Annotated in this window: 13 protein-coding genes; 8 read left to right on the forward strand and 5 right to left on the reverse strand. The window is 45.2% G+C overall.

The window, feature by feature from the left end:
• Positions 1–3: 3 nt before the first annotated feature.
• Together NBH01_RS13310 and NBH01_RS13315 are read left to right on the forward strand one after the other, a co-directional pair.
• Complete coding sequence (locus tag NBH01_RS13310) at positions 4–1,020, forward strand: nucleoside hydrolase (protein ID WP_008765330.1); 1,017 nt, start codon at positions 4–6, stop codon at positions 1,018–1,020.
• Positions 1,021–1,041: 21 nt separating this feature from the next.
• Positions 1,042–2,046: a GRP family sugar transporter gene (locus tag NBH01_RS13315; protein ID WP_217719701.1), complete on the forward strand. Its 1,005-nt coding sequence runs from the start codon at positions 1,042–1,044 to the stop codon at positions 2,044–2,046.
• Between the two features lie 104 nt (positions 2,047–2,150).
• Here the strand turns inward: NBH01_RS13315 and NBH01_RS13320 are convergent, their stop codons facing one another.
• The 5 genes from NBH01_RS13320 to NBH01_RS13340 all read right to left on the reverse strand — a co-directional run bounded on the left by NBH01_RS13320 (position 2,151) and on the right by NBH01_RS13340 (position 8,910).
• Positions 2,151–3,977 (reverse strand): endonuclease/exonuclease/phosphatase family protein, encoded by a 1,827-nt coding sequence (locus NBH01_RS13320; protein WP_195381042.1) that lies wholly within the window; start codon positions 3,975–3,977, stop codon positions 2,151–2,153.
• 127 nt (positions 3,978–4,104) lie between these two features.
• Positions 4,105–5,655 carry an alkyl hydroperoxide reductase subunit F gene (gene ahpF, locus NBH01_RS13325; protein WP_225693458.1) on the reverse strand — a complete coding sequence of 517 codons (1,551 nt, stop codon included), beginning with the start codon at positions 5,653–5,655 and terminating at the stop codon, positions 4,105–4,107.
• 82 nt (positions 5,656–5,737) lie between these two features.
• A complete protein-coding gene (gene ahpC, locus NBH01_RS13330) occupies positions 5,738–6,304 on the reverse strand; it encodes an alkyl hydroperoxide reductase subunit C (RefSeq protein WP_008761950.1) in 567 nt (188 codons plus the stop codon).
• Between the two features lie 182 nt (positions 6,305–6,486).
• Positions 6,487–7,956: a sodium:solute symporter family protein gene (locus tag NBH01_RS13335; RefSeq protein ID WP_202572604.1), complete on the reverse strand. Its 1,470-nt coding sequence runs from the start codon at positions 7,954–7,956 to the stop codon at positions 6,487–6,489.
• Positions 7,957–7,980: 24 nt separating this feature from the next.
• Positions 7,981–8,910, reverse strand: coding sequence for a dihydrodipicolinate synthase family protein (locus tag NBH01_RS13340; protein WP_008761948.1), 930 nt, complete (start codon positions 8,908–8,910; stop codon positions 7,981–7,983).
• Between the two features lie 148 nt (positions 8,911–9,058).
• On the opposite strand from NBH01_RS13340, the gene NBH01_RS13345 reads away from it, so the two are divergent.
• The 6 genes from NBH01_RS13345 to NBH01_RS13370 all read left to right on the forward strand — a co-directional run bounded on the left by NBH01_RS13345 (position 9,059) and on the right by NBH01_RS13370 (position 22,759).
• Complete coding sequence (locus NBH01_RS13345; RefSeq protein ID WP_011108496.1) at positions 9,059–9,583, forward strand: NUDIX hydrolase; 525 nt, start codon at positions 9,059–9,061, stop codon at positions 9,581–9,583.
• Between the two features lie 291 nt (positions 9,584–9,874).
• Positions 9,875–12,886 (forward strand): tetratricopeptide repeat protein, encoded by a 3,012-nt coding sequence (locus NBH01_RS13350; RefSeq protein WP_090612725.1) that lies wholly within the window; start codon positions 9,875–9,877, stop codon positions 12,884–12,886.
• A gap of 12 nt (positions 12,887–12,898) precedes the next feature.
• Positions 12,899–14,620 carry a TonB-dependent receptor gene (locus tag NBH01_RS13355; protein ID WP_250700144.1) on the forward strand — a complete coding sequence of 574 codons (1,722 nt, stop codon included), beginning with the start codon at positions 12,899–12,901 and terminating at the stop codon, positions 14,618–14,620.
• Positions 14,621–15,006: 386 nt separating this feature from the next.
• Positions 15,007–18,180, forward strand: coding sequence for a SusC/RagA family TonB-linked outer membrane protein (locus NBH01_RS13360; RefSeq protein WP_225679266.1), 3,174 nt, complete (start codon positions 15,007–15,009; stop codon positions 18,178–18,180).
• An 11-nt stretch (positions 18,181–18,191) separates the two neighbouring features.
• Complete coding sequence (locus NBH01_RS13365; RefSeq protein ID WP_234141290.1) at positions 18,192–19,949, forward strand: RagB/SusD family nutrient uptake outer membrane protein; 1,758 nt, start codon at positions 18,192–18,194, stop codon at positions 19,947–19,949.
• Positions 19,950–19,978: 29 nt separating this feature from the next.
• Complete coding sequence (locus NBH01_RS13370; RefSeq protein WP_234141291.1) at positions 19,979–22,759, forward strand: SusC/RagA family TonB-linked outer membrane protein; 2,781 nt, start codon at positions 19,979–19,981, stop codon at positions 22,757–22,759.
• Positions 22,760–22,775: the final 16 nt, after the last annotated feature.

The raw sequence follows: 22,775 nt of genomic DNA on the forward strand, positions 1-22,775 counted from the left end.
GATATGTTCAAATATATAGCAATCATTCTAATAACCGTCTCTTTATTCTGTTCCTGTGCACAACAGAAAGAGACTACTTCTGCAATTCCTGTCATACTCGACACGGATGTTGGAAATGATATCGATGATGTTTTAGCCATGCAAATGCTGCTTAATTATGAGAAAAAAGGAAAAATTGATTTGCTAGGTATCACTATAAGCAAGTGTAATCCTTATTCACTGGAATATATTGACGCTTATTGTCGTTTCAACGACAAATACGACATACCTTTAGGTTATGCTTATAATGGGATGAATACAGACGACGGACATTATCTCCGCCAAACACTGGATACTATTATTGACAACAATAAAATATTACATCCAAAAAGAAGCCTAAAAGATCATATTCCGGAAGGATATAAACTGTTGCGTAAATTGCTGGCAGAGCAAGAAGATCATTCTGTGGTATTTATAGCCTTAGGCCCGGAAACAAATCTAGCCCGTTTGCTTATCTCGGAAGCAGATGAATACAGCGAGCTGGATGGAAAAGCCTTGGTAGCACAAAAGGTAAAATTACTATCTGTCATGGGAGGACTCTATGGTAATGAATTCGACTTCCCTGAATGGAACATTGTTAATGATCTGAATGCAGCCCAAATTACTTTCAAAGAATGGCCTACTCCAATTATTGCCAGCGGATGGGAACTAGGAAACAAGATTCGATATCCTCATCAAAGTATATTAAATGATTTTGCCGACAGTTATAAACATCCTCTGTGCGTATCATATAAAATATATCAGGAAATGCCATATGACAGAGAAACATGGGATTTGACATCCGTGATACAAGCCATAGAACCGGACAATAATTATTTCAATTTATCCGAGAAGGGAACAATCACCATAGACAGTATCGGACAAAGTCTTTTTTCTCCTTCTGAAAGCGGTAAACACCAATATCTCACTATTCAAGGGGAAGAAAATATTCGGGCAACCCGCAACGCACTTATAAGACAAGTGACAGGAAAAGAAAATTGAAACCTTAAAAAAAAGATCATTATGTATATAGTCAATAGTTACACCTTAGCTATTATCTTCTGCTTTATCACAATGATATGCTGGGGATCATGGGGAAATACCCAAAAACTGGCCAGTAAGAATTGGCGTTATGAACTTTATTATTGGGACTACACCATCGGCATCTTGCTGTTCGCCCTACTTCTGGTATTCACACTAGGAAGTTTCGGAAATTCGGGAAGAGGTTTTCTGGAAGACATCCAACAAGTGGAAGCGGCATATATTGCCAGTGCACTTATCGGAGGAGTTATTTTCAATGCTTCCAATATTCTCCTTTCCGCCTCAGTATCCATTGCCGGAATGGCGGTAGCTTTTCCATTGGGAGTAGGACTGGCATTGGTATTGGGAGTATTCATTAATTATTTCAGCTCTCCCAAAGGAGATCCGTTCTGGCTATTCACAGGAGTCGTGCTGATTGTTATCGCCATCATTTGCAACGGTCTTGCAGCCGGTAAGAATCAAAAGGCGGGAACCAATAATAGCAAAAAGGGAATTATTCTTGCTGCTATTGCCGGTATACTGATGTCATTCTTTTACCGGTTTGTCGCCGCTGCCATGGATTTGAACAACTTTGAATCACCGACAGCAGGAATGGCAACTCCTTATACTGCATTCTTCATCTTTGCTATCGGAATCTTCCTAAGCAACTTCCTCTTCAATACACTTGTGATGAAGCGTCCGTTCGTCGGTTTACCCGTCACTTACAAGGAATACTTTACCGGAAAAGCGAGTACACACATGGTAGGAATTCTCGGAGGATGCATCTGGGGATTAGGTACGGCATTAAGCTACATTGCCGCAGGAAAAGCGGGAGCAGCCATTTCCTATGCACTTGGACAAGGAGCACCGATGATTGCTGCTCTTTGGGGTGTTTTCATCTGGAAAGAATTTACCGGTAGCTCCAAAGCGACAAACAGACTTTTGGGAGTCATGTTTATATTATTCATTTTGGGCCTGACATTCATTGTCATCTCAGGAGGAAGCTAAAATAAAAAAGAGGTAAAGGAACTATAGGTATTATCAACATAAATAAATCACCCCAAAAGTTTAGTATCTAACTTTTGGGGTGAAATTCAATTCCATTACATTATTCAGACCGTTATATCCAACAAAGTTTCTCCCTTTGCATTCAACACCCTGACTCTGAGTTCTTCTTTCTTCTTCTCAAGAATCATCACGGTAGCACCCTCAACCTTATATCCTCCACCTATAACAACCGGAAAATGATTCCCCAATTCACCTTTCGGGTGATAAGCATACTTATGAGTATGAGCATTCAGACAGATATCAAAAGGAGCTTTTTCCAGCAGCTTAGTCCATAGTTCAGTACAAAGATTCTTTCCATCATTACCATAAAGAGGGATATGATGCAGGAGGATACGTTTTTTCGCTTTCTTAAATTCTTTGGCAGCCAGTTCTTTCTTCAGAAAACCGACCTGTTCGTTACGTAACTGGGTGAAATCATTCAAATCATAATAGACCCAATGATCGTCTGTTTTGTCTTCTCCACAGTCCAGCATGACAATACGGGTATCTCCCCAGTTGAAAGAGCCATAAGTCTTGTCACCTACATAATCGAAATGGTCACGCAAACCGATAGAATAAGCGTTCCGGATTTCGTGATTCCCCCGCATAAAGAAAGTCGGGATACAATCACCGCGCACTCCTTCGGTCAGTTCACTGATAAAGGCAGTTGCCTGATCATGACTTGCCGGGTCGTCTACACAGTCACCGTTGAAAACAACAAAATCATAGTCAATATCCTGAATTTGCCTGCACAAAGCCCGGAAGGTATGGGTATGCTGATGCAGATCATTGAACACAACAGCAGTAAAAGAATCCGTACCGGTTACAGGCAGAGTAAATTCACTGAAAGCAGAACGGGCAGTATTTCCGAAAACTTTCTTATATGCCTGATAAAGCAACATTTCTTGTGAACAGACACGATAATAATACTTTTGACCGGGCTGCAAATCATCCAGCCGTATTTTATGTAACTTGTTATTGCAGACTACCTGTCCGTCAACAATAGTACGCGCACGCTTTAATTGAGTCGTATCCGTACCGTATTCTACCCAACAATAAGCAGGAACAGTGGTTTCCCACATCACGGTCATTCCATTTCCAACCGGATTCTGCAAATAGGGTTTAGTACGGAATATCTTATCCGCCTTTTCGGCAGTGCGCAGTTCCACAACAATAGGGCGATGATCGGATGCTACAGGTTCATTCACCACTTCCGAAGAGACGACGGCAAATCCTTTATCATTCTGCTTAAAAGCCGCCACGTAATCGATAGTCTCCTTTGGGGCGGGAGCAGGAAAAGTGTGTTGTCTGGGATTAGAGAGTATCCGAAATTCTTTCTGCAACTCTTTGATAAAATCCGATTCCGGCTCCGCATTCATGTCTCCTGCCAAAAAAAGAGGCTTTTTATAGGAAGCTGCAAAAGTTTTCAGAATCTCCAATGACTTCATCCGGTCTTCTTCCGTAAGGGATAAATGAGTGCAACAGTAAATATAATCTTCAAACTCCGCTAAGATCAATGCACGGGCTTCTTCCCTGCCGGGCAGAGCTATAGTCTGCAAATGAACCGGAGCTTTCTTTGACAGCAGACCGATTCCGTATTTTCCGCCATCATAATCTATAGCCGGAGCAAAGCAGGCATACATCTGTGTCCGCTCGGCTATCTCACCTAATACATATTTCTGATTACTCCGATTGGTCACGCTGTCTACTTCCTGCACGGCTACCACATCGGGAGAAGCGTTATTAATCACATTTGCAATACGCTGGAAGTCACAGACACCATCCATACCTGTTGCATTTTTGATGTTATAGGTCATCAGTCTCAACGTATGCTGAGCCTGCACCGGAACAATTAACAAGATCGCGGAAATCAGTAAGAATATCTTTTTCATGTTTCTCATTGGGGGTTAAATATTAGAATCACAAAGGTAAGAAAAAAATAAAAGCCACAAGAGACTTTTTACAATCTCTGTGGCCATTACTTATACATGAGGGGAAATGTATAAATAATCTATTTTATCAGATGATGCCCCGCATGCGGTCATCAAAGGCAGAAAGGGCAGCTTTCGCACCTTCGCCCATAGAAATAATGATCTGTTTGTAAGGTACGGTCGATACGTCTCCGGCTGCATAAATTCCCGTCACATTGGTACGGCAATGCGCATCGATGACAATTTCACCCGGTCGGTTTGTTTCCACAATATCACGGAAAACGCTGCTATTGGCGGAAAGTCCGATCTGCACGAATACTCCGTCCAGTTCTACCAGACGTTCTTCTTCCGTCTTACGGTCTTTGATGCGCAAGGCTGTCAGTTTATCGCCATTACCGATTACTTCTGTCGTTTGCGAACTCACGAATACTTCCACATTCGGCAGAGATTTAAGTCTTTCCTGAAGAACATTATCCGCTTTCAGTTCATCCATAAATTCAAAGACGGTGACTTTAGAACAGATACCTGCCAAGTCAATGGCTGCCTCGATGCCGGAGTTTCCACCGCCCACTACCGCAACCTGCTTTCCTTTATAGAAAGGACCGTCGCAATGAGGACAGAAAGCGACTCCACGCCCGATATAATCGTTCTCGCCGGGAACATTCAGTTTTCGCCAGCTTGCACCTGTAGCGATAATCAATGCAGGAGCAATGAATTTCTCTCCTACGGAAGTAGTTACCAGTTTATCTTTTCCGGCAAGTTCTACCTTTTCTATCTTACGCTGTTCCAACAAATCAACAGGATAACGCAGAAGATGCGTTTTCAGATTATCGGCAAGTTCGCTTCCTGTTGTTTCGGGAACCGAAATCAGATTCTCAATGCCTACCGTCTCTTTCACCTGTCCGCCGACACGCTCGGCAACAATCGCCACGCGCAAGCCTTTACGGGCAGAATAGATGGCTGCCGATACTCCGGCAGGACCGCCACCGGCTACGATAACATCGTATTCCTTCACTTCCGTCTCCACCTTGGTTTCATCAATACCGTATTGCGCTTCCAGTTTAGCAAGCAATTCGCCAAATTCGCCACGACCTACATGAAGCAGTTTCCCATCGGCAAATACAGAAGGCACGCCTTGTATCTTCAAGGCATCCACTTCATCCTGATACAGTGCACCGTCAACCATTTCATGAGTAATGGAAGGATTCAGTGTGGTCATTGCATTCAATGCCTGAACTACATCCGGACAGTTGGTGCAAGTCAGTGAGACATAGGTCACTAAGTGTATCGGACCCTTCAAGGCTTTCACACGGTTGCAGACAGCCTCATCCGGAAAATTCTTTCCCTTACCGTCCAGATTCAGGATGGCGAGTAATAAAGAAGTAAACTCATGTCCGTTGGGGATAGCACGGAAAGTAATTTCTGTAGGTTTACCATTCTTTCCTATCGTAAATTTAAGTCCGCTTCCTTCATTTACCATACAAGTGATGTGATCGGAACATTCGGCTACATCGCTCAGCAATTCCAGCAATTCGGCACGGCTTTCATGACTGGCTGATACGGATATATCAAAGGTAAAGTCAGCCTCCAGTCCGGCAAAAATACCCTTCAGTTGTTCTTTTAATGCAGGTTCTAACATCTCTCTTTCTCCTTTCATTCTTTTAAAAGAAGGGCCGGCAGCGTCTCCGTTACCGGCCCTTCACACACATTATCAAGATCTATCAAATCTTACCGACAAGGTCAATGCTTGGCTTCAGAGTAGATTCGCCCTTCTTCCATTTAGCCGGGCAAACTTCTCCGTCGTGAGTAGCCACAAACTGTGCGGCTTCTACTTTGCGAAGTAATTCGCTGGCGTCACGACCAATATTGTTATCATTCAGTTCCACCACTTTAATCTTTCCTTCCGGGTTTACGACGAATGTTCCGCGGTAAGCCATACCTTCTTCTTCGATATATACACCCAGTGCACGGCTCAAAGCGCCTGTCGGGTCTGCCAGCATCGGGTATTTGATCTTACGGATACTTTCGGAAGCATCATGCCAGGCTTTGTGTACGAAATGCGAGTCAGTACTTACCGAGTAGATTTCCACACCCATTTCCTGGAACTGAGCATATTTGTCAGCCATGTCTACCAATTCTGTCGGACATACAAATGTAAAGTCGGCAGGGTAGAAGAAAAGGATTGCCCATTTACCTTTCAGGTCGTTGTTGGTTACTGTCTTGAAAGCTCCGTTTTGAAAAGCCTGAACACTGAATTCAGGAAGTTGAGAATTTAAAATTGGTTCCATACTCTTTATTGCTTTTATTGTTATTAATTGATTTGACTTATAACATCAGAAACATCGTTTTGTTTTTTGTTTCTGATGCAAAGATAAAGGCGGAAACCCCGCCTTTGCAAAAAAAGTCCAATCGAATAATTCTATCGGATAATAGATGAAACCAATATGCCTGCCAGTGAAGCTGCCTTCTTCTACTTCTTTGTTTTCAGTAAACGCATACTGAGAAAGCCTGCCAAAAAGATAACAATGGTTCCGAAGACAATAGTCAGGTTAGCATGAAACGGGCTTGCATATTCGCTCATAAAACCATCTTTAAAGAAGATAGGAGACAAGCTCATCCAGACGACAACGATAATGCCACAGATCACTCCCAAAACGGCGTCAACATTCCGCGCCTTCTTTGAAATATACCCCAGCAGGAAGAGTCCCAGCATACCACCGCTGAAGATGGAGGACAAAGCCCACCAGGCATCCAGCGCACTCTCTACGTTCAGAAATGCCAGCGCTACGAAAATACCGATTATTCCGATCAGTACATTCGAAACATACAAGGCTCTCACCGATTGTTTTTCTGTCGGTCTCTTATTTATATAACGGGCATAATAGTCCGTCAGAATGATAGTAGCCGAACTTGTAATGCTTGTAGCCACCGTACTCATTCCCGCCGCGAAAATGGAGGCAATCAATAATCCGGTAAGTCCGGTCGGAAGCGCATGTACAATAAAATAGGGAAAGACCGCGTCCCCCTCGACCCCTGCCGGAAGCAGTTCCGGAAACGTCTTGTAATATGCATACAATGCCGTACCTATCATAAAGAACACTGCAGAAACCGGAATAAACAAATAACCTCCGAAGAGAGCGGAGAACTTAGCCTGTTTATCACTCTTTGCCGTCAAATAACGCTGTACGTAGTTCTGATCAATACCATAATTCTGTAGATTGATAAATATACCGTAAATAAGGCATACCCAGAAAGTAGACTCGGTCAGACTGCTGCCGAAACTTCCCAAACTGAATTTCTGGTCAGTAATGGCTATCTGAAATACCTGCGCAGGCCCTTCGGGCATTTTAAACATCAGCACACAAAGGCAGGCTATCGCACCACCAATCAGAATAAATCCCTGAATCGCCTCCGTCCATATCACAGCTTTCAGACCACCCAGCATTGAATAGGCAATAATGGCAACGCTGGTTACTGCGATAATCATCTTAGTATCCCATCCCAGCAGGGCATTCATAGGCAATGCGAGCAGATACAGAATAGACCCCATCCGGGCAACCTGCGTCAAAAGATAACACGATGACGCATATACACGCGCCCAGGGACCAAAGCGTTCTTCCAGAAAACTGTAAGCCGATACGCTTCCGATAGAACGATAAAAGGGTACAAAGTATTTAGCAGCAAAATACGAGGCTATCGGAATGGACAAGCTGAATACAAAAGCATTCCAATCGGACATATAGGCCTTGCCCGGATAAGCCAGATAACTGATACTACTTACATACGTTGCGAAAATAGACATTCCCACAACCCAACCCGGAAGGGAACGTCCTGCCGAAGTAAATTCCTCCGACGAACGTTTCTTGTTGAAGAAAGAGCAGCCGAAGACAACAACTCCCCCCGTGAAGAATAAAAAGATAATAATGTCGAGAATAGACATAGCCGTTCATTTTTTCTTGATTAATTACCTGAGCACTACATCAACTCCCAAATTTTGAAGTGCCTTCCATATTTTTCCTCTTTCCCGTTGTTCGAACTTATGGAAAGGCGCAGCCACATAATCGCTGCATATTCCGAGTAGACTGAGAGCACATTTCAGACCTTTCAGGTAACTGGACCCATGTTGCCCTACCGTATATATCGTAGCACTGATTTGCATTACTTTTTCCTGCAAACGTCTCACTTCTTCCATATCTGCATTCTTCGCAGCGTTGTATAAGCTCACATACAATTCGGGGAACATATTCGCACCACCGTTTACGCCGCCATGAGCCCCCAGCAGTACGGATTCCGCCATAATTTCTTCCGGTCCCACCAGCATCGAGAAATCCGGATTATCTTTCATGGCATACATCACCGACTGGAAATAAACCGTATTTGCCGAACTGTCTTTAAAACCGATTACGCCGGGATTCTCCGCTATCCGCTGAATCGTAGCCGGTGCAAAGTTCACCTTTGTATGAGTCGGCATATTATACAAGAATAATGGTAACGGCAACTGAGGCAGCAGATGCTCATAAAACTCGATCAGTTCGGGCTGACCTGTCGCAAAGTAGTAAGGAGGAGCGGAAACGACGGCATCGGCTCCATGATCTGCCGCAAGGCAGGCAAGGTTCACACTCTCCACAATCGAAGTATCGGAAATACATACCAATACCGGCAACCGTCCTTTCGCTATACGGCAGGTATTTTTAATCATTTCCATCCTCAATTTATAACTGAGGCTCTGTGATTCACCGGTAGTTCCCAACACAAAAAGAGCATGTACTCCCCCTGCTATCAGATGTTCGATCAATCTTTGCAAACCTTCCACATCCAACACATCATCGTCCAACAAGGGAGTTACCAACGGAGGAATAATTCCTGATAAAGGAATATTCATTTTGTTATTCATAGTCTGATTCTTTTAATTTGTATATGATTGTTATTAATGATACTAATAAGACGGGGTATTTAGCATTTTGTAATCACATTATTCCATATCTGAAGAAAAGATTTTATATTTTTGTCGGCAAACAATCTATTATATAAAATCAGTTATGATGAAACATCCTCTTGCCCAATTCCTGTACTGTCCCGAATGCGGTTCTCCGCACTTCGAAGTGAACAACGAGAAGTCTAAGAAATGCACAGACTGCGGCTTTGTTTATTATTTCAATCCGTCTTCCGCTACCGTGGCACTGATTCTGAATGAAAAGAAGGAACTGCTGGTCTGCCGCCGTGCCAAAGAACCGGCCAAAGGGACACTCGACCTTCCCGGAGGATTTATCGACATGAACGAAACAGGAGAAGAAGGAGTAGGCAGGGAAGTATGGGAGGAAACAGGATTGAAGGTAGAAAAAGCGACCTATCAGTTCTCCCTGCCGAACATTTATATCTATTCCGGCTTTTCCGTTCATACGCTCGATATGTTCTTTCTCTGTACCGTAAAAGACATGAGCCATTTCTCGGCAATGGATGACGTGGCAGATTCTTTCTTCCTGCCATTATCAGAGATACGTCCGGAAGATTTCGGGCTGGATTCCATTCGGCGGGGACTTGTACAGTTTCTGGCTCAACACAATTAACTAAAAGGGGCACTAAACTTTTGGGTATCAGAAAACGTTTTAAATGAGGAAAATACTAAGATTCGTATTATCTTTGTAACCACCAATAATTATAAAACAACAATCACATGAAATTCAACATCAGACTTAATTACTCTCATCAGGAAGATAAAAAAGAGTCCAAAAAGAATAAGTATTTCGGATTCAAAATGGATGAGAGATAATTTACATAAAGATTTAAATGATTATAAAATAACTTTCAAAGGGTTTTCGTTGGAAGATATAGTCGTATTTTTGTCAAAACACTAGATTATGAAGAAAAGAATATCACGAATTATCTGCACCTTGTTGTGTTGTGCACCAATTGCCATCTCCGCACAGACAAGCGAAAAGATAACCTCTCCTGTCAACCTTTATAAAGAAGGGAAAGAGCTTTTCCAGGAAAAAAATTATGCAGCTGCCATACCTGCATTGAAAGCATTTGTAAAGCAAAAGCCAACAGCAAGTCTCCTTCAGGACGCAGAATATATGTTAGTCAGTTCGGCTTATGAACTGAAAGACAAAAACCGCATCGAGTTACTGCGCAAGTACCTCGACTGTTATCCGGATACTCCCTACGCCAACCGAATCTATTCACTACTGGCTTCCTGCTACTTCTACGAAGGGAAATATGATGAGGCCCTGGCACTCTTTAATTCTACACGGCTCGATCTACTGGGAAATGAGGAGCGCGACGACCGCACCTACCAACTGGCAACCTGCTACATGAAGACTGATAATCTGAAAGAAGCCGCCATCTGGTTCGAAACGTTACGTGCCAGCAGTCCCAAATATGCAAAGGACTGCAGTTACTATCTCGCTTATATCCGCTACACTCAGAAGCGCTATGATGAAGCGTTGAAAGACTTCCTCCCTTTGCAGGACGACCCGAAGTACAAAGAACTCGTACCTTACTACATAGCAGAAATCTATGCTATCAAAAAGAACTATGATAAGGCGCAGATCGTAGCACAAAACTACCTGTCGGCCTATCCGAACAACGAGCACGCTGCCGAGATGTACCGCATTCTGGGAGACGCTTACTACCATTTCGGACAATATCACCAGGCAGTGGAAGCATTCACCGGCTATCTGGACAGAGATCACTCTGCTCCCCGCCGGGATGCACTTTATATGCTGGGACTCTCCTATTACCAGACAAAAGTCTACTCCAAAGCAGCCGAAATGCTGGGACAAGTGACGACCGCCAACGATGCCCTGACCCAGAATGCTTACCTGCACATGGGACTCTCTTACCTGCAACTGGCAGAAAAAAACAAGGCACGTATGGCTTTCGAACAGGCAGCCGCCTCCAACGCCAACCTGCAGATTAAGGAACAGGCCGCTTACAACTATGCACTTTGCCTGCACGAAACATCCTACTCCGCTTTCGGTGAATCGGTTACTGCTTTTGAAAAATTCCTCAATGAATTCCCGACTTCTCCGTATGCCGAGAAAGTAAGCAACTATCTGGTAGAAGTTTATATGAATACCCGCAGCTACGAAGCTGCTTTAAAGTCAATCGAACGGATCGCCAAGCCGAGTGCACAGATCATGGAAGCCAAACAAAAGATTCTCTTCCAACTGGGTACACAGTCATTTGCCAATGCCAATTTCGAACAGGCTCTCCAATATCTGAACCAGTCCATCACCATCGGGCAGTACAACCGCCAAACAAAGGCGGACGCTTACTACTGGTGCGGAGAATCTTACTACCGCCTCAACCGGATGATGGAAGCCGCCCGCGATTTCAACGCTTACCTGCAACTGACCACGCAGCCCAATAATGAAATGTATGCGCTCGCCAACTACAACCTAGGATACATTGCTTTCCATCGTAAGGACTATACACAGGCAAGCAATTACTTCCAAAAGTATATCCAACTGGAAAAAGGCGAAAACAGAACAGCGCTTGCAGATGCCTACAACCGTATCGGAGACTGTCATCTAAATGTACGCAACTTTGAAGAAGCCAAGCACTACTACTCGCAAGCCGAACAAATGAATACTCCTTCCGGCGATTACTCCTTCTATCAGCTGGCACTGGTATCCGGTTTACAGAAAGACTATACCGGCAAAATCACTCTTCTGAACAGACTGGTCGGCAAATATCCTTCTTCTCCATACGCAGTGAATGCCATCTATGAGAAAGGACGTTCTTATGTACTGATGGATAACAACGGTCAGGCTATTACCTCTTTCAAGGAATTGCTGGAGAAATATCCCGAAAGCCCCGTCAGCCGGAAAGCTGCGGCTGAAATCGGTTTGCTGTATTATCAGAACGGCAACTTCGACCAGGCAATCAATGCGTACAAACAAGTGATTGAGAAATATCCGGGCAGCGAAGAAGCCCGCCTGGCAATGCGCGATATGAAATCTATCTATGTAGATTTGAACCGTATCGATGAATTTGCGGCTTTAGCCAATGCGATGCCGGGACACATCCGCTTTGACGCCAGCGAACAGGACTCACTTACGTATGCGGCTGCCGAAAAGATTTATGCACGTGGCAGAACAGAAGAAGCCAAGAGCAGCCTTAATAAATATCTGCAAACTTTCCCAGAAGGAGCATTTAGCCTGAATGCACATTATTACCTCTGCCAAATTGGAAATGAGCAGAAGAATTATGATATGGTGCTCCTCCACTCCGGAAAATTGCTTGAATATCCGAATAATCCATTCGCAGAAGAAGCGCTGATCATGCGTGCAGAAGTACAGTTCAACCAGCAACAGATGGCAGAAGCTCTGGCAAGCTACAAGATGCTGAAAGAAAAAGCTACCAATGTAGAACGCCGCCAGCTTGCCGAAACCGGCATCCTGCGTTGTGCCTTCCTGCTGAGAGACGATGTGGAAACAATTCATGCAGCAACCGAGGTGCTGGCTGAAGCCAAGCTTAGTCCGGAACTGAAGAATGAAGCTCTTTATTATCGTGCGAAGGCTTATAAGAATCAGAAAGCAGACAAGAAAGCATTGGATGATTTCCGCGAACTGGCCAAAGATACCCGCAATTCTTATGGTGCCGAAGCTAAATACCAGGTTGCCCAAGCACTTTACGATGCCCAAGAATATGCAGCGGCAGAAAAAGAGCTGCTCAACTACATCGAACAGAGTACGCCACACGCTTATTGGCTGGCACGCAGCTTTGTCCTCCTGTCGGACGTATATGTCGCTATGGGTAAAGACCTCGACGCACGCCAGTATCTGCTGAGTCTGCAACAGAATTACCAGGGCAATGACGATATCGAGAGCATGATTGAAGACAGACTAAAGAAACTAAACAAGTAAAGATTGAAAAGTATGAAACGAACTCTTTATATAGCAGGAGGCTTTACACTGGCATTTCTGATGCCGTTCAACCTTCAGGCACAGAATACTCAGCCGAAAGATACGACCATGAACCGCACGGTCGTCGTAGAACAGGAATATAATCCCGACATTCTGGATGCTTCCAAAGTGAATGTGCTGCCCAAAGTGGAAGAACCTACCGTCAGCAAAAAGGAAGTGGAATATGCCACTACTTTCTTCCCGGCTACCTCTATTCCTGCCGACCTAATGCGTCCCTATGTAGGAACGGAAGTGCAGCCCGGCAGCAAGCCCGGATATATACGCGCCGGATATGGAAACTACGGTAATCTGGATCTCCTTGCCAATTACCTGTTCCGTCTGTCGGACAGGGACAAGTTGAACGTCCGCTTTCAGATGGACGGAATGGATGGCAAACTGACTATGCCGGAAGCAGACACGAAATGGAACGCTTATTATTACCGTACCCGTGCGAATATCGATTATATCCACCAGTTCAACAAGGTAGATTTCAACATCGCCGCTAATTTCGGACTCAGCAATTTCAACCTTTCTCCGGTTCAGCCCGGCAAGCAGAAGTTTACTTCAGGAGACTTCCATCTGGGAGTAAAATCGACAGATGAAAATTATCCCATACAGTTCGAAGCGGAAACCAATCTGATGATGTACAACCGTCAGAACAATAACACTTTCTTTTTCAATGACAAAGTCGGAGAAACACAAGTGCATACCAAAGGATTGATCAGCGGCGCTATCAGCGACGAACAGAGCATCAACATCGGATTGGACATGCGTAATCTCATCTACAATAAAGACCTGAAACTTGCTGACGACCTCCAGGTATATGAGAACCGTACCACTCTGGCACTGAATCCGCATTATAAACTTAGCAGCGACAGCTGGAATCTGCGTGCAGGAGCCAATGTAGATCTCTCATTCGGCAGCGGTAAATCATTCCGCGTGTCTCCGGATGTAACAGCACAGTATATCTTCTCCGACAGCTACGTACTCTATGCGCAAGCTACCGGAGGCAAGCTGGTCAACGATTTCCGCAGACAGGAAACGATCTGTCCTTATGCCTTGCCGGCAGGCCCTATTCTTGATACATACGAACAGCTGAATGCAGCGATAGGATTTAAAGCGAGTCCTTATCCCGGATTATGGATCAATCTGTATGGCGGTTATCAGGATTTGAAAGACGATTTCTTTGAGGTACAGGAAGAAACATTTGTCAACTATGATCCCTCACTTGCCGGTGATGCTCAGGAAGGGAATTCCTCGTCTCCGGTCACAGCACATCAATATCTGAATCTGGAATTTAGCAATGCCAACAACTTCTACGCCGGTATGAAGATCAGCTATGAATACAAAGACCTCATTGCATTGTCCGCTGCTGGAACTTACCGTAACTGGGATGCGAAAGAAAAATACAGCCTGTATATGAAACCCGCCTGCGAAATTAATTTCAGCGCAGACTTCCGCCCGATCACAGGACTGAATATCAATCTCGGTTACGATTATATCGGACGCACAAAGGTAGAAGGCATTAAAGCCGCAGCAGTCAGCGACCTGCATGCCGGAGCCAGCTATAATGTGTTCAAAGGAGTATCCGTGTATGCCCGGATTAATAATATCCTCAATAAGAAATACCAGTATTATCTGGGCTATCCTACAGAAGGTCTTAACTTCCTGGGAGGATTAAGCTTCAGCTTCTAGACAAGACATATTCTCCAAAGAGAAGAACCAATCAGATGCCCATCCTGTTATTGCCTATGTGCAACATAACAGGATGGGCTTTTTTATTGTTCCTTACAAAGCCTCCTTTTCCATCCCGTCTATAATTTTGTATCAAGGTCTACCCATTTGTTACAGATAGTGTTTCTAGCTATTTGTGCACCTAATTTGGTGAATATTGCACGTCCCTTTTTCACATCGCCCCTAATTTTGCATCATCATTAAAAGATAAATGAAGTTAACCTTATTGCACATAAGCAAAGGATATATTTAGAAACTGAAGAGAGAATAAAGAGAATAAAAGTCACCCCAACCCGGTTGACCTAACTATAAACTAAATATATTATTAACCTATCAAATTAAACAGTATGAGAAACGCGCTCAATTTAAGATTCTGCTTTCTTGTTACGTTTCTTTTATTCATACCGATGATGTATGCCTTGCCCCCGGAAGGTATCACAATTAAAGGTAGAGTAACGGATGAAACACTCAAAGAAGGCGTTCCCGGAGCTAATGTGACTGTGAAAGGCACGAGCATTGGGACTATCACAGACTTTGACGGTAACTTTACGATCGTCGCCCCAAGCAAAAAATCCGTATTAAACATCTCCTTTATCGGGTACGTAACCCAGGAGATCGTGGTCGGAGACAGAACAATCATCAATGTTTCCTTAAAAGAAGATGCACAGAACCTCGGTGAAGTGGAAGTTGTAGCTATCGCCTATGGTAATCAGGACAAGCGCATGCTTACCAGTGCCGTCTCCTCCATTGACAACAAAGAGCTGATCAAATCTCCGGCAACAAGTATCACGAACCTCCTCGCAGGAGCATTGCCGGGTGTATCTTCCGTACAGACTACCGGACAGCCTGGTAAAGATGCTGCTGCCATCTACGTACGTGGTGTCGGTTCATTAAATGATTCACAATCCAAGCCCCTGGTTTTAGTAGACGGAATAGAACGTGAGTTTTCACAAATCGACCCGAACGAAATCGAAAGTATTTCAGTATTGAAAGACGCCTCTTCCACCGCTGTATTCGGAGTAAGAGGTGCTAATGGCGTTGTATTGATCACCACCCGAAGAGGTAAAGCAGGCAAAACGCAGATTTCCGCCAGCACCAAACTGGGTCTGCAACAACCCATCTCACTGGTAGAGCAGACCGGAAGTTACGAGTTCGCACGCTTCTGGAATATGAAGCAGGAGATGGACCACGTTACGAATCCTAAGTTATACTTCACTCCAGAACAGGTAGAAGCCTATCGCACCGGCTCAGACCCCATCATGTATCCCAGTATGGACTGGAAGAAGTATATTTTTAATAATATCTATCTTCAAAGCCAGAACAACCTAAATATCTCCGGCGGTAGCGATAATGTACGATACTTCATCTCAGTAGGTTATACTTATCAGAACGGACTTCTGAAAGAACTTCCCGGACAAATGTACGACAATAACTATCGTTACAACCGCTATAACTACCGCGCCAATATCGATGCCAATCTGACCAAGACCACTTCGATGAAACTCGGTGTCGGTGGTGTTTTAGGTAAGATACAGGAACCGCGCAGCGTCGTTTCGGGTACAGGAGAAGACCAAAACCCCTGGGTAATCGCACAGATCTGGTCACATCCGTTTGCCGGACCGGGATTTATCAACGGAGTACGTACACTGATTCCTAAAGATATGGTTCCGCTGGGAGAAGTGATGCGTGACGGTATGTTCGTATTCTACGGACAAGGGTACAATCAGACATATGACACTACATTGAATCTGGATTTGGACATCACACAGAAACTGGACTTTATCACTCCGGGACTGAGTGTTTCCGTGAAAGGTGCTTACGACAATAAGTTCAAACTGGAAAAAGTACGTACGGGAGGCGCCATCGAAGCGCAGACTGTGTACTACAAATCATACTTTGACACCAACGGTACGATGTCACAGACCGATCCCGACTACGATAAATCACTTATCTATGTTCCCAGCGGCAGCGATACTCCGCTCACTTACTCGGAAAGCAGCGGACGCGGACAGAACTGGTATCTGGAGGGACGTATCAACTATGACCGTACATTCGGCGACCACAGAATATCCGGTCTGTTCCTTTACAATCAGTCGCGTAATTATTATCCGGACAGCTACACTTATCTGCCCCGTAACTACGTAGGACTGGTAGGACGCGCTACTTATGCCTATCAAAGCAAATATCTGCTCGACGTAAACGTCGGCTACAACGGTTCGGAGAACTTTGCTCCGGGCAGCACACGTTTCGGTGTATTCCCTTCCTTCTCTGCCGGCTGGATCGCAACTGCCGAGAAGTTTATGGAAAACCAGAAAATCGTAGACTACCTGAAACTCAGAGCATCCTGGGGACGTGTAGGTAATGACAAGGGTGTAGACTCACGTTTTATGTACATGCCTGCCGTATGGGGATCATCGGGCAGTTACAGCTTCGGTGTGGACAATCCGATTTCCCAATCGGCAGCAGCCATCTCACGTATGGGTAATCCGGCAGTAACCTGGGAAACAGCCGACAAGCAGAACTACGGTATCGATCTTAAATTCTTCAACAGTCGCCTGTCCGCTACCTTCGACTACTTTATCGAACACCGCACAGGTATTCTGATCTCTCCGGAATCGACTCCAAGCATCATCGCAACCGCACTGCCTAACCTGAACATTGGTAAGGTAGACAACCACGGTTACGAAGTTTCTCTTGGCTGGCGCGATAAGATCGGAAAAGACTTCAATTATTATGTGGATGCCAACGTCTCTTTCGCACGCAACAAAATCCTCTATATGGACGAAGTGCCCAAGCAATTCTCTTATATGAACCAGACCGGTGGCTCTACCGGACGTCAGACCGGAGTATACAACTATATCCGTCTCTATCAGTACAGCGACTTCATCACCGGAGCCGACGGCGAACTGACCTTAAAGCCGGAATTGCCTCAGCCTTATCAGAAGGTATATCCGGGTGACGCCATGTATGCCGACCTCAATGGAGACCATATCGTGGACGGTAATGACAAGAGCGTAGCAGGTTATGCTACCCGTCCGGAATACGTTTTCGGTATGAACATGGGATTTGACTGGAAGGGATTCAACTTCACCATGCAATGGGTAGGTTCCAAGAACGTTAACAGAATGTATGACATCGAATACCGTATCCCCTATACAAATGCCGGAAAGCGTGGTTTGCTGACCTACTTCTACGACGGTTGCTGGACTCCGGACAACCAACTGGGAGCTACTTATCCGCGACCGTCGGAAGAATCGGAAAGCTGGAACTCCGAACCTTCTACCCTCTGGTTGGTAGATGCTTCCTATCTCCGTTTGAAGAGTCTGAGCTTCGGTTATACCATCACCGGAAAGAAATTCCTGAAGAAACTGGGCCTCAGCTCACTCGGATTAAACTTCAGCGGCTACAACCTGCTGACCTTCTCACCGCTTAAATATCTTGATCCGGAAAGTGATCCTAACCGGTTCGGAGATTATCCGCTGATCAAAGTATATAGCTTCGGTTTAAATCTTAACTTCTAAAAAACGACTGTATGAATAGAATAATAAAAGGACTCGGAATAGCATTAGGTTGCGTACTGATAGCCTCCTCCTGTTCTGAAATCAGCTTCGGGGATAAATTTCTGGGCGACCAGCCTGAGAGTTCCGGAGCGACTACCGAAGAAATGTTCTCTTCGAAAATAAATGCCGAAAAGGTGCTGACCCAAGCATACACCGGACTACCCTACGGATTGCCGACCGGTTCCGACTTTAAATTGGGTGTGAACATCCTTGAATCAATCACAGACTTATGCTATAGTTTCCGTGATAATATCAGTGACGGTCCTGTCAAGCTCTATTACAACGGAGCACTCAGCGCCAACAATGTCCCCAAAAATTCCGCTTACCGTTATGGAAGCAAATCCGACTGGACTACGATCCGTTATGCCTGGTTGTATATTGAGAACGTAGAAAAAGTGCCCGACATGACAGCCAGTGAAAAAAGCGAACGAATTGCGGAAGCCAAAGTTTTGATCTCCCTCTGCTATTTCGAAATGCTGAAATACGTAGGCGGTGTGACATGGCTGGACCACTATGTAGACGTAAACGAGACAATGAATTTCCCCCGTATCACTTTTGCCGAGACGGTAGAGAAGATCGTTGGACTGCTCAACGAAGCGATCAACTCCAACCTGGCTTGGAAAGCGGAGAAAGCAGATGACGGACGTATGACCCTCGCAGGTGCGATGGCATTAAAGTTCAAGGTACTGCAATGGGCAGCCAGTCCGACTTTCAACTCCAACACCAAATGGCATCCGGAAGCAGACGAATATACCTGTTACGGAAACTACAGCGACCAACGCTGGAAAGATGCCGCCGAAGCAGGTGCAGCCTTCTTCACGGAAGTACAGAGACGGGGTGAATACGAACTGATTCAACCTACGGAAGAAACGCACCGGGCAAGACGTCTGGCCTATCGTCAGGCCTATTACAACCGTGGCGGAACAGAAATACTAATCTCCACCCGCAAGGGATACGGTTCCGGTGTTCACGAGAGTTTTATCGGTCAACGTTATTACAGCGGCCCTACATTGAACTATGTAGATATGTTTCCGTGGGAAGACGGAACTGATTTTCCGGCAAATTTCGACTGGAAGTCACCCTCCAAGCAACCGTTCTTTACAAAAGGCGAAATGGTGCCCACCCGCGACCCGCGTCTGTATGAAAATGTAGCTTGCCCCGGAGACACCTACTGTAACGGAACAACCGCTCCTGTTTATATCAACCACGCCGACTACAAAGACGGTAGCGGATTCCTGATCATGAAGTACATCTTACAGGAAAACAACGACCGCGAAGGTCCGGTACAATGGTCACACACCCGTCTGGCGGAAATCATGCTGGGATATGCGGAAGTACTCAACGAAGTCAACGGACGCCCTACCGACGAAGCTTACAAAATGGTAAACGATGTACGAAAGAGAGTAGGTCTGCCGGAACTTTCCAAGGCGATGAATCACGATCAGTTCCTCGAAGCCGTACTGAGAGAAAGAGCACTCGAATTAGGATTTGAAGAAGTACGCTGGTTCGACCTCGTTCGCAGAGACCGTCAGAGCGACTTCAAAAAGAAGTTGTACGGACTCAGAAGCAGAGGTAACGACCTGAACAATCCGACTGAGTTCACCTTCGAGAAGATCGAACTGGGAGACCATTACTGGGCTACCAACTGGGATACCAAGTGGTATCTGGCTCCGATTCCTCAGGAGGAAATCAACAAGCAATATGGAATGACCCAAAACCCGGGCTGGTAAATGACACGTTAACTAATATCGTTTGAACAATGAATAAAATAAATTATATATTAATCACTCTGCTCCTGGGAGGTTCGGTATCCCTGAATGCACAGACATCCAAAGCTGCTTCGGAAATGCAGCTGGCAGATACACTGAGCATCGGCTACCAGATGAACGTATCTTCCCGGACCAGCAGTTACTCTATCAACGGAGTCAATGCTTCCGCATTCGAAAAATCCCCGTACATAGATATCAGCAAAGCTTTGTATGGAAAAGTGGCAGGTCTGAATGTATATCAGGGTACAGGCTCGTCAGCCGATAACGTATCCACCCTCTCTATACACGGAAATGCCCCGCTAGTATTAATTGATGGTTTCCCACGTGATATCAGTGACATCACTTCGATGGAAATCGAATCATGCTACGTTCTGAAAGATGCGGCGGCAGCTGCTCTTTATGGTATGCGTGGTGCGAACGGAGTAGTACTGATCACGACTAAACGCGGAATAAGCAATGGCCTGAAGGTAAATGTGGACTATAATTTCGGTGTCAATACCCAATTCCGTTCTCCGGACTTCGCAGATGCCTATACGTATGCGAACGCTCTTAACACCGCATTAAGCGGAGACGGTCTGCCTGCACGCTACAATGCGCAGGAACTGGATGCTTTCCGGACAGGAATCTATCCGTATGATTATCCGAATGTAGACTGGTGGAATGAAACGCTGAACAACACAGGATTGACCCACAACCTGAAAATGTCTTTCAGCGGAGGTAGTGACAAGTTCCGTTTTTACACGGTAGTAGACTATTACCGGGATCGCTCCATGTTGAAGAAAAACACGGAAGATACACGTTTCGACACTACTCCGACAGACACACGTCTGACCGTGCGTACCAATCTGGACGTAAAAGTAACGGAAAGCACATTGCTGAAAGCCGGCATTGTAGGCAGACTGAAAGAATTCAGAGGTACCCGCTATGGACGCAGCGCTATCTTCAACAGAATCTATGGCATTCCATCCGCTGCATTCCCCATTCGTTATGAGAATGGTATTTATGGAGGTAGCTCTGTGTACGGAACCGGTAATCCGGTAGCTCTGTTGAAAGACTACGGACACATCCGTAACGTCTACGGAACACTACTCGCCGACCTGAGCATCCGTCAGGATTTGGGTGCGTTGACCAAAGGGCTGGCAGCCGAAGCATCCGTCTCTTTCGATAATATCGGAGGAATGAATGAAACCACCAATAAAGAGTATCGTTACATGAACAGCAATGCAAGTATCACCAGCGATGGTACACTGGTGACAACTCCTGCCATTTATGGTACAGACTCCGAAACACTGGGACACAACCAGCCTTTCGAAAGACTGATGCTACGCAGCGATTTCCAGGCAAAAGTGGATTATAACCGCACTTTTGGCAAACATCAGGTGGGAGGAGCATTGATTTATGATATGCAGTCTGTTGTCAAAAACGGCAGAAACAACTCTCAGAAGAATCAGTCTGTGCTGGTGAACGCCACATATACTTACGACAACCGTTACAGCCTCAATGCCGTATTCAACCGCTCGGGATCAGCTTACCTGCCCGACGGAGACAAATACTCGAACTATCCTGCCGTTTCCGCTGCATGGATCGTCTCCAACGAAGCATTTATGGAAAAGGTGACACCGATCAATCTCTTTAAGATTCGCGCCTCTTACGGTCTGTCCGGATGGGACGGCAATCTGAGCCACGAACTATGGCGTCAGTCTTATGGCAGCGGCGGTGCCGGTTATAACTTCGGAGTGAATGCCGGAGGACAGTCCGGTGGCAGTGAAGGCGATTTGCCGGTTATCGGCCTGGTAGCGGAAAAATCACAGAAAGCGACTTTCGGATTTGATCTCGCCGCTTTTGATAATCGTTTGAATGCAACAGTAGAAGGTTTCTACGAAAAACGTTCGGATATACTTGTGTCAGGTGCCAATTCTACTTCCGGTATTATCGGTATCACAGTAGGTCAGGTGAACGAAGGAATCTATAAATACAAAGGACTGGATGCTTCTTTGAGTTGGAATGATAAGATCGGTGATTTCCATTATGGTGTTGGCGCAAGTATGTCATATCTGAACTCAGAGGTAGTCAATGTAAACCAGGCATATCAGGAATACGACTACTTGTACACCAAGGGCAATCGTATCGGACAGATGTACGGTCTGGAAGCTATCGGCTTCTTCAACAGCCAGCAGGAAATCAACAACAGTCCGCAACAAACCTTCTCTGACGTAGCTCCCGGTGACGTGAAATACAAAGATCAGAACGGTGACAACCGCATCGACGAGAAAGACGTTGTGAAAATGTTCGGTTCATCTGTTCCACGCTTCTATTTCGGATTCAACCTGAACTTCTCGTACAAGAGATTTGAACTTTCTGCTGATTTCCAGGGAATGACAGGAGTCACTGTTTCATTGCTCAACAGTCCGCTTTACATTCCACTTGCAAGCAATGGAAACATCTCGAATACATTCCTGAATGAAGAAATAAGCTGGACACCGGAGAATAAAGCCAATGCAACCATGCCGAGACTGACTACGCAGGAAAATCTGAACAACTATCGCGCCAGCTCACTGTGGTACCGTGACGGTTCATTCCTGAAACTGCGTAACCTATTGGTAGCTTATACTTTCCCGAAATCGCAGACTCGTTTTGCCGACCTGAAAGTATTCGTACAAGGCACCAATCTGTTCTCATTAGACAATCTCCATTTTGCCGACCCGGAACAACTTGGCATCGCTTATCCGTCGACAAGAAGTTATTGGGCAGGTATCAAACTTAATTTTTAATGCAAAGTAACAAATG

It is taken from the genome of Bacteroides sp. B1-V-101, from assembly GCF_023656585.1.
Classification (GTDB): Bacteria; Bacteroidota; Bacteroidia; order Bacteroidales; family Bacteroidaceae; genus Bacteroides; species Bacteroides thetaiotaomicron.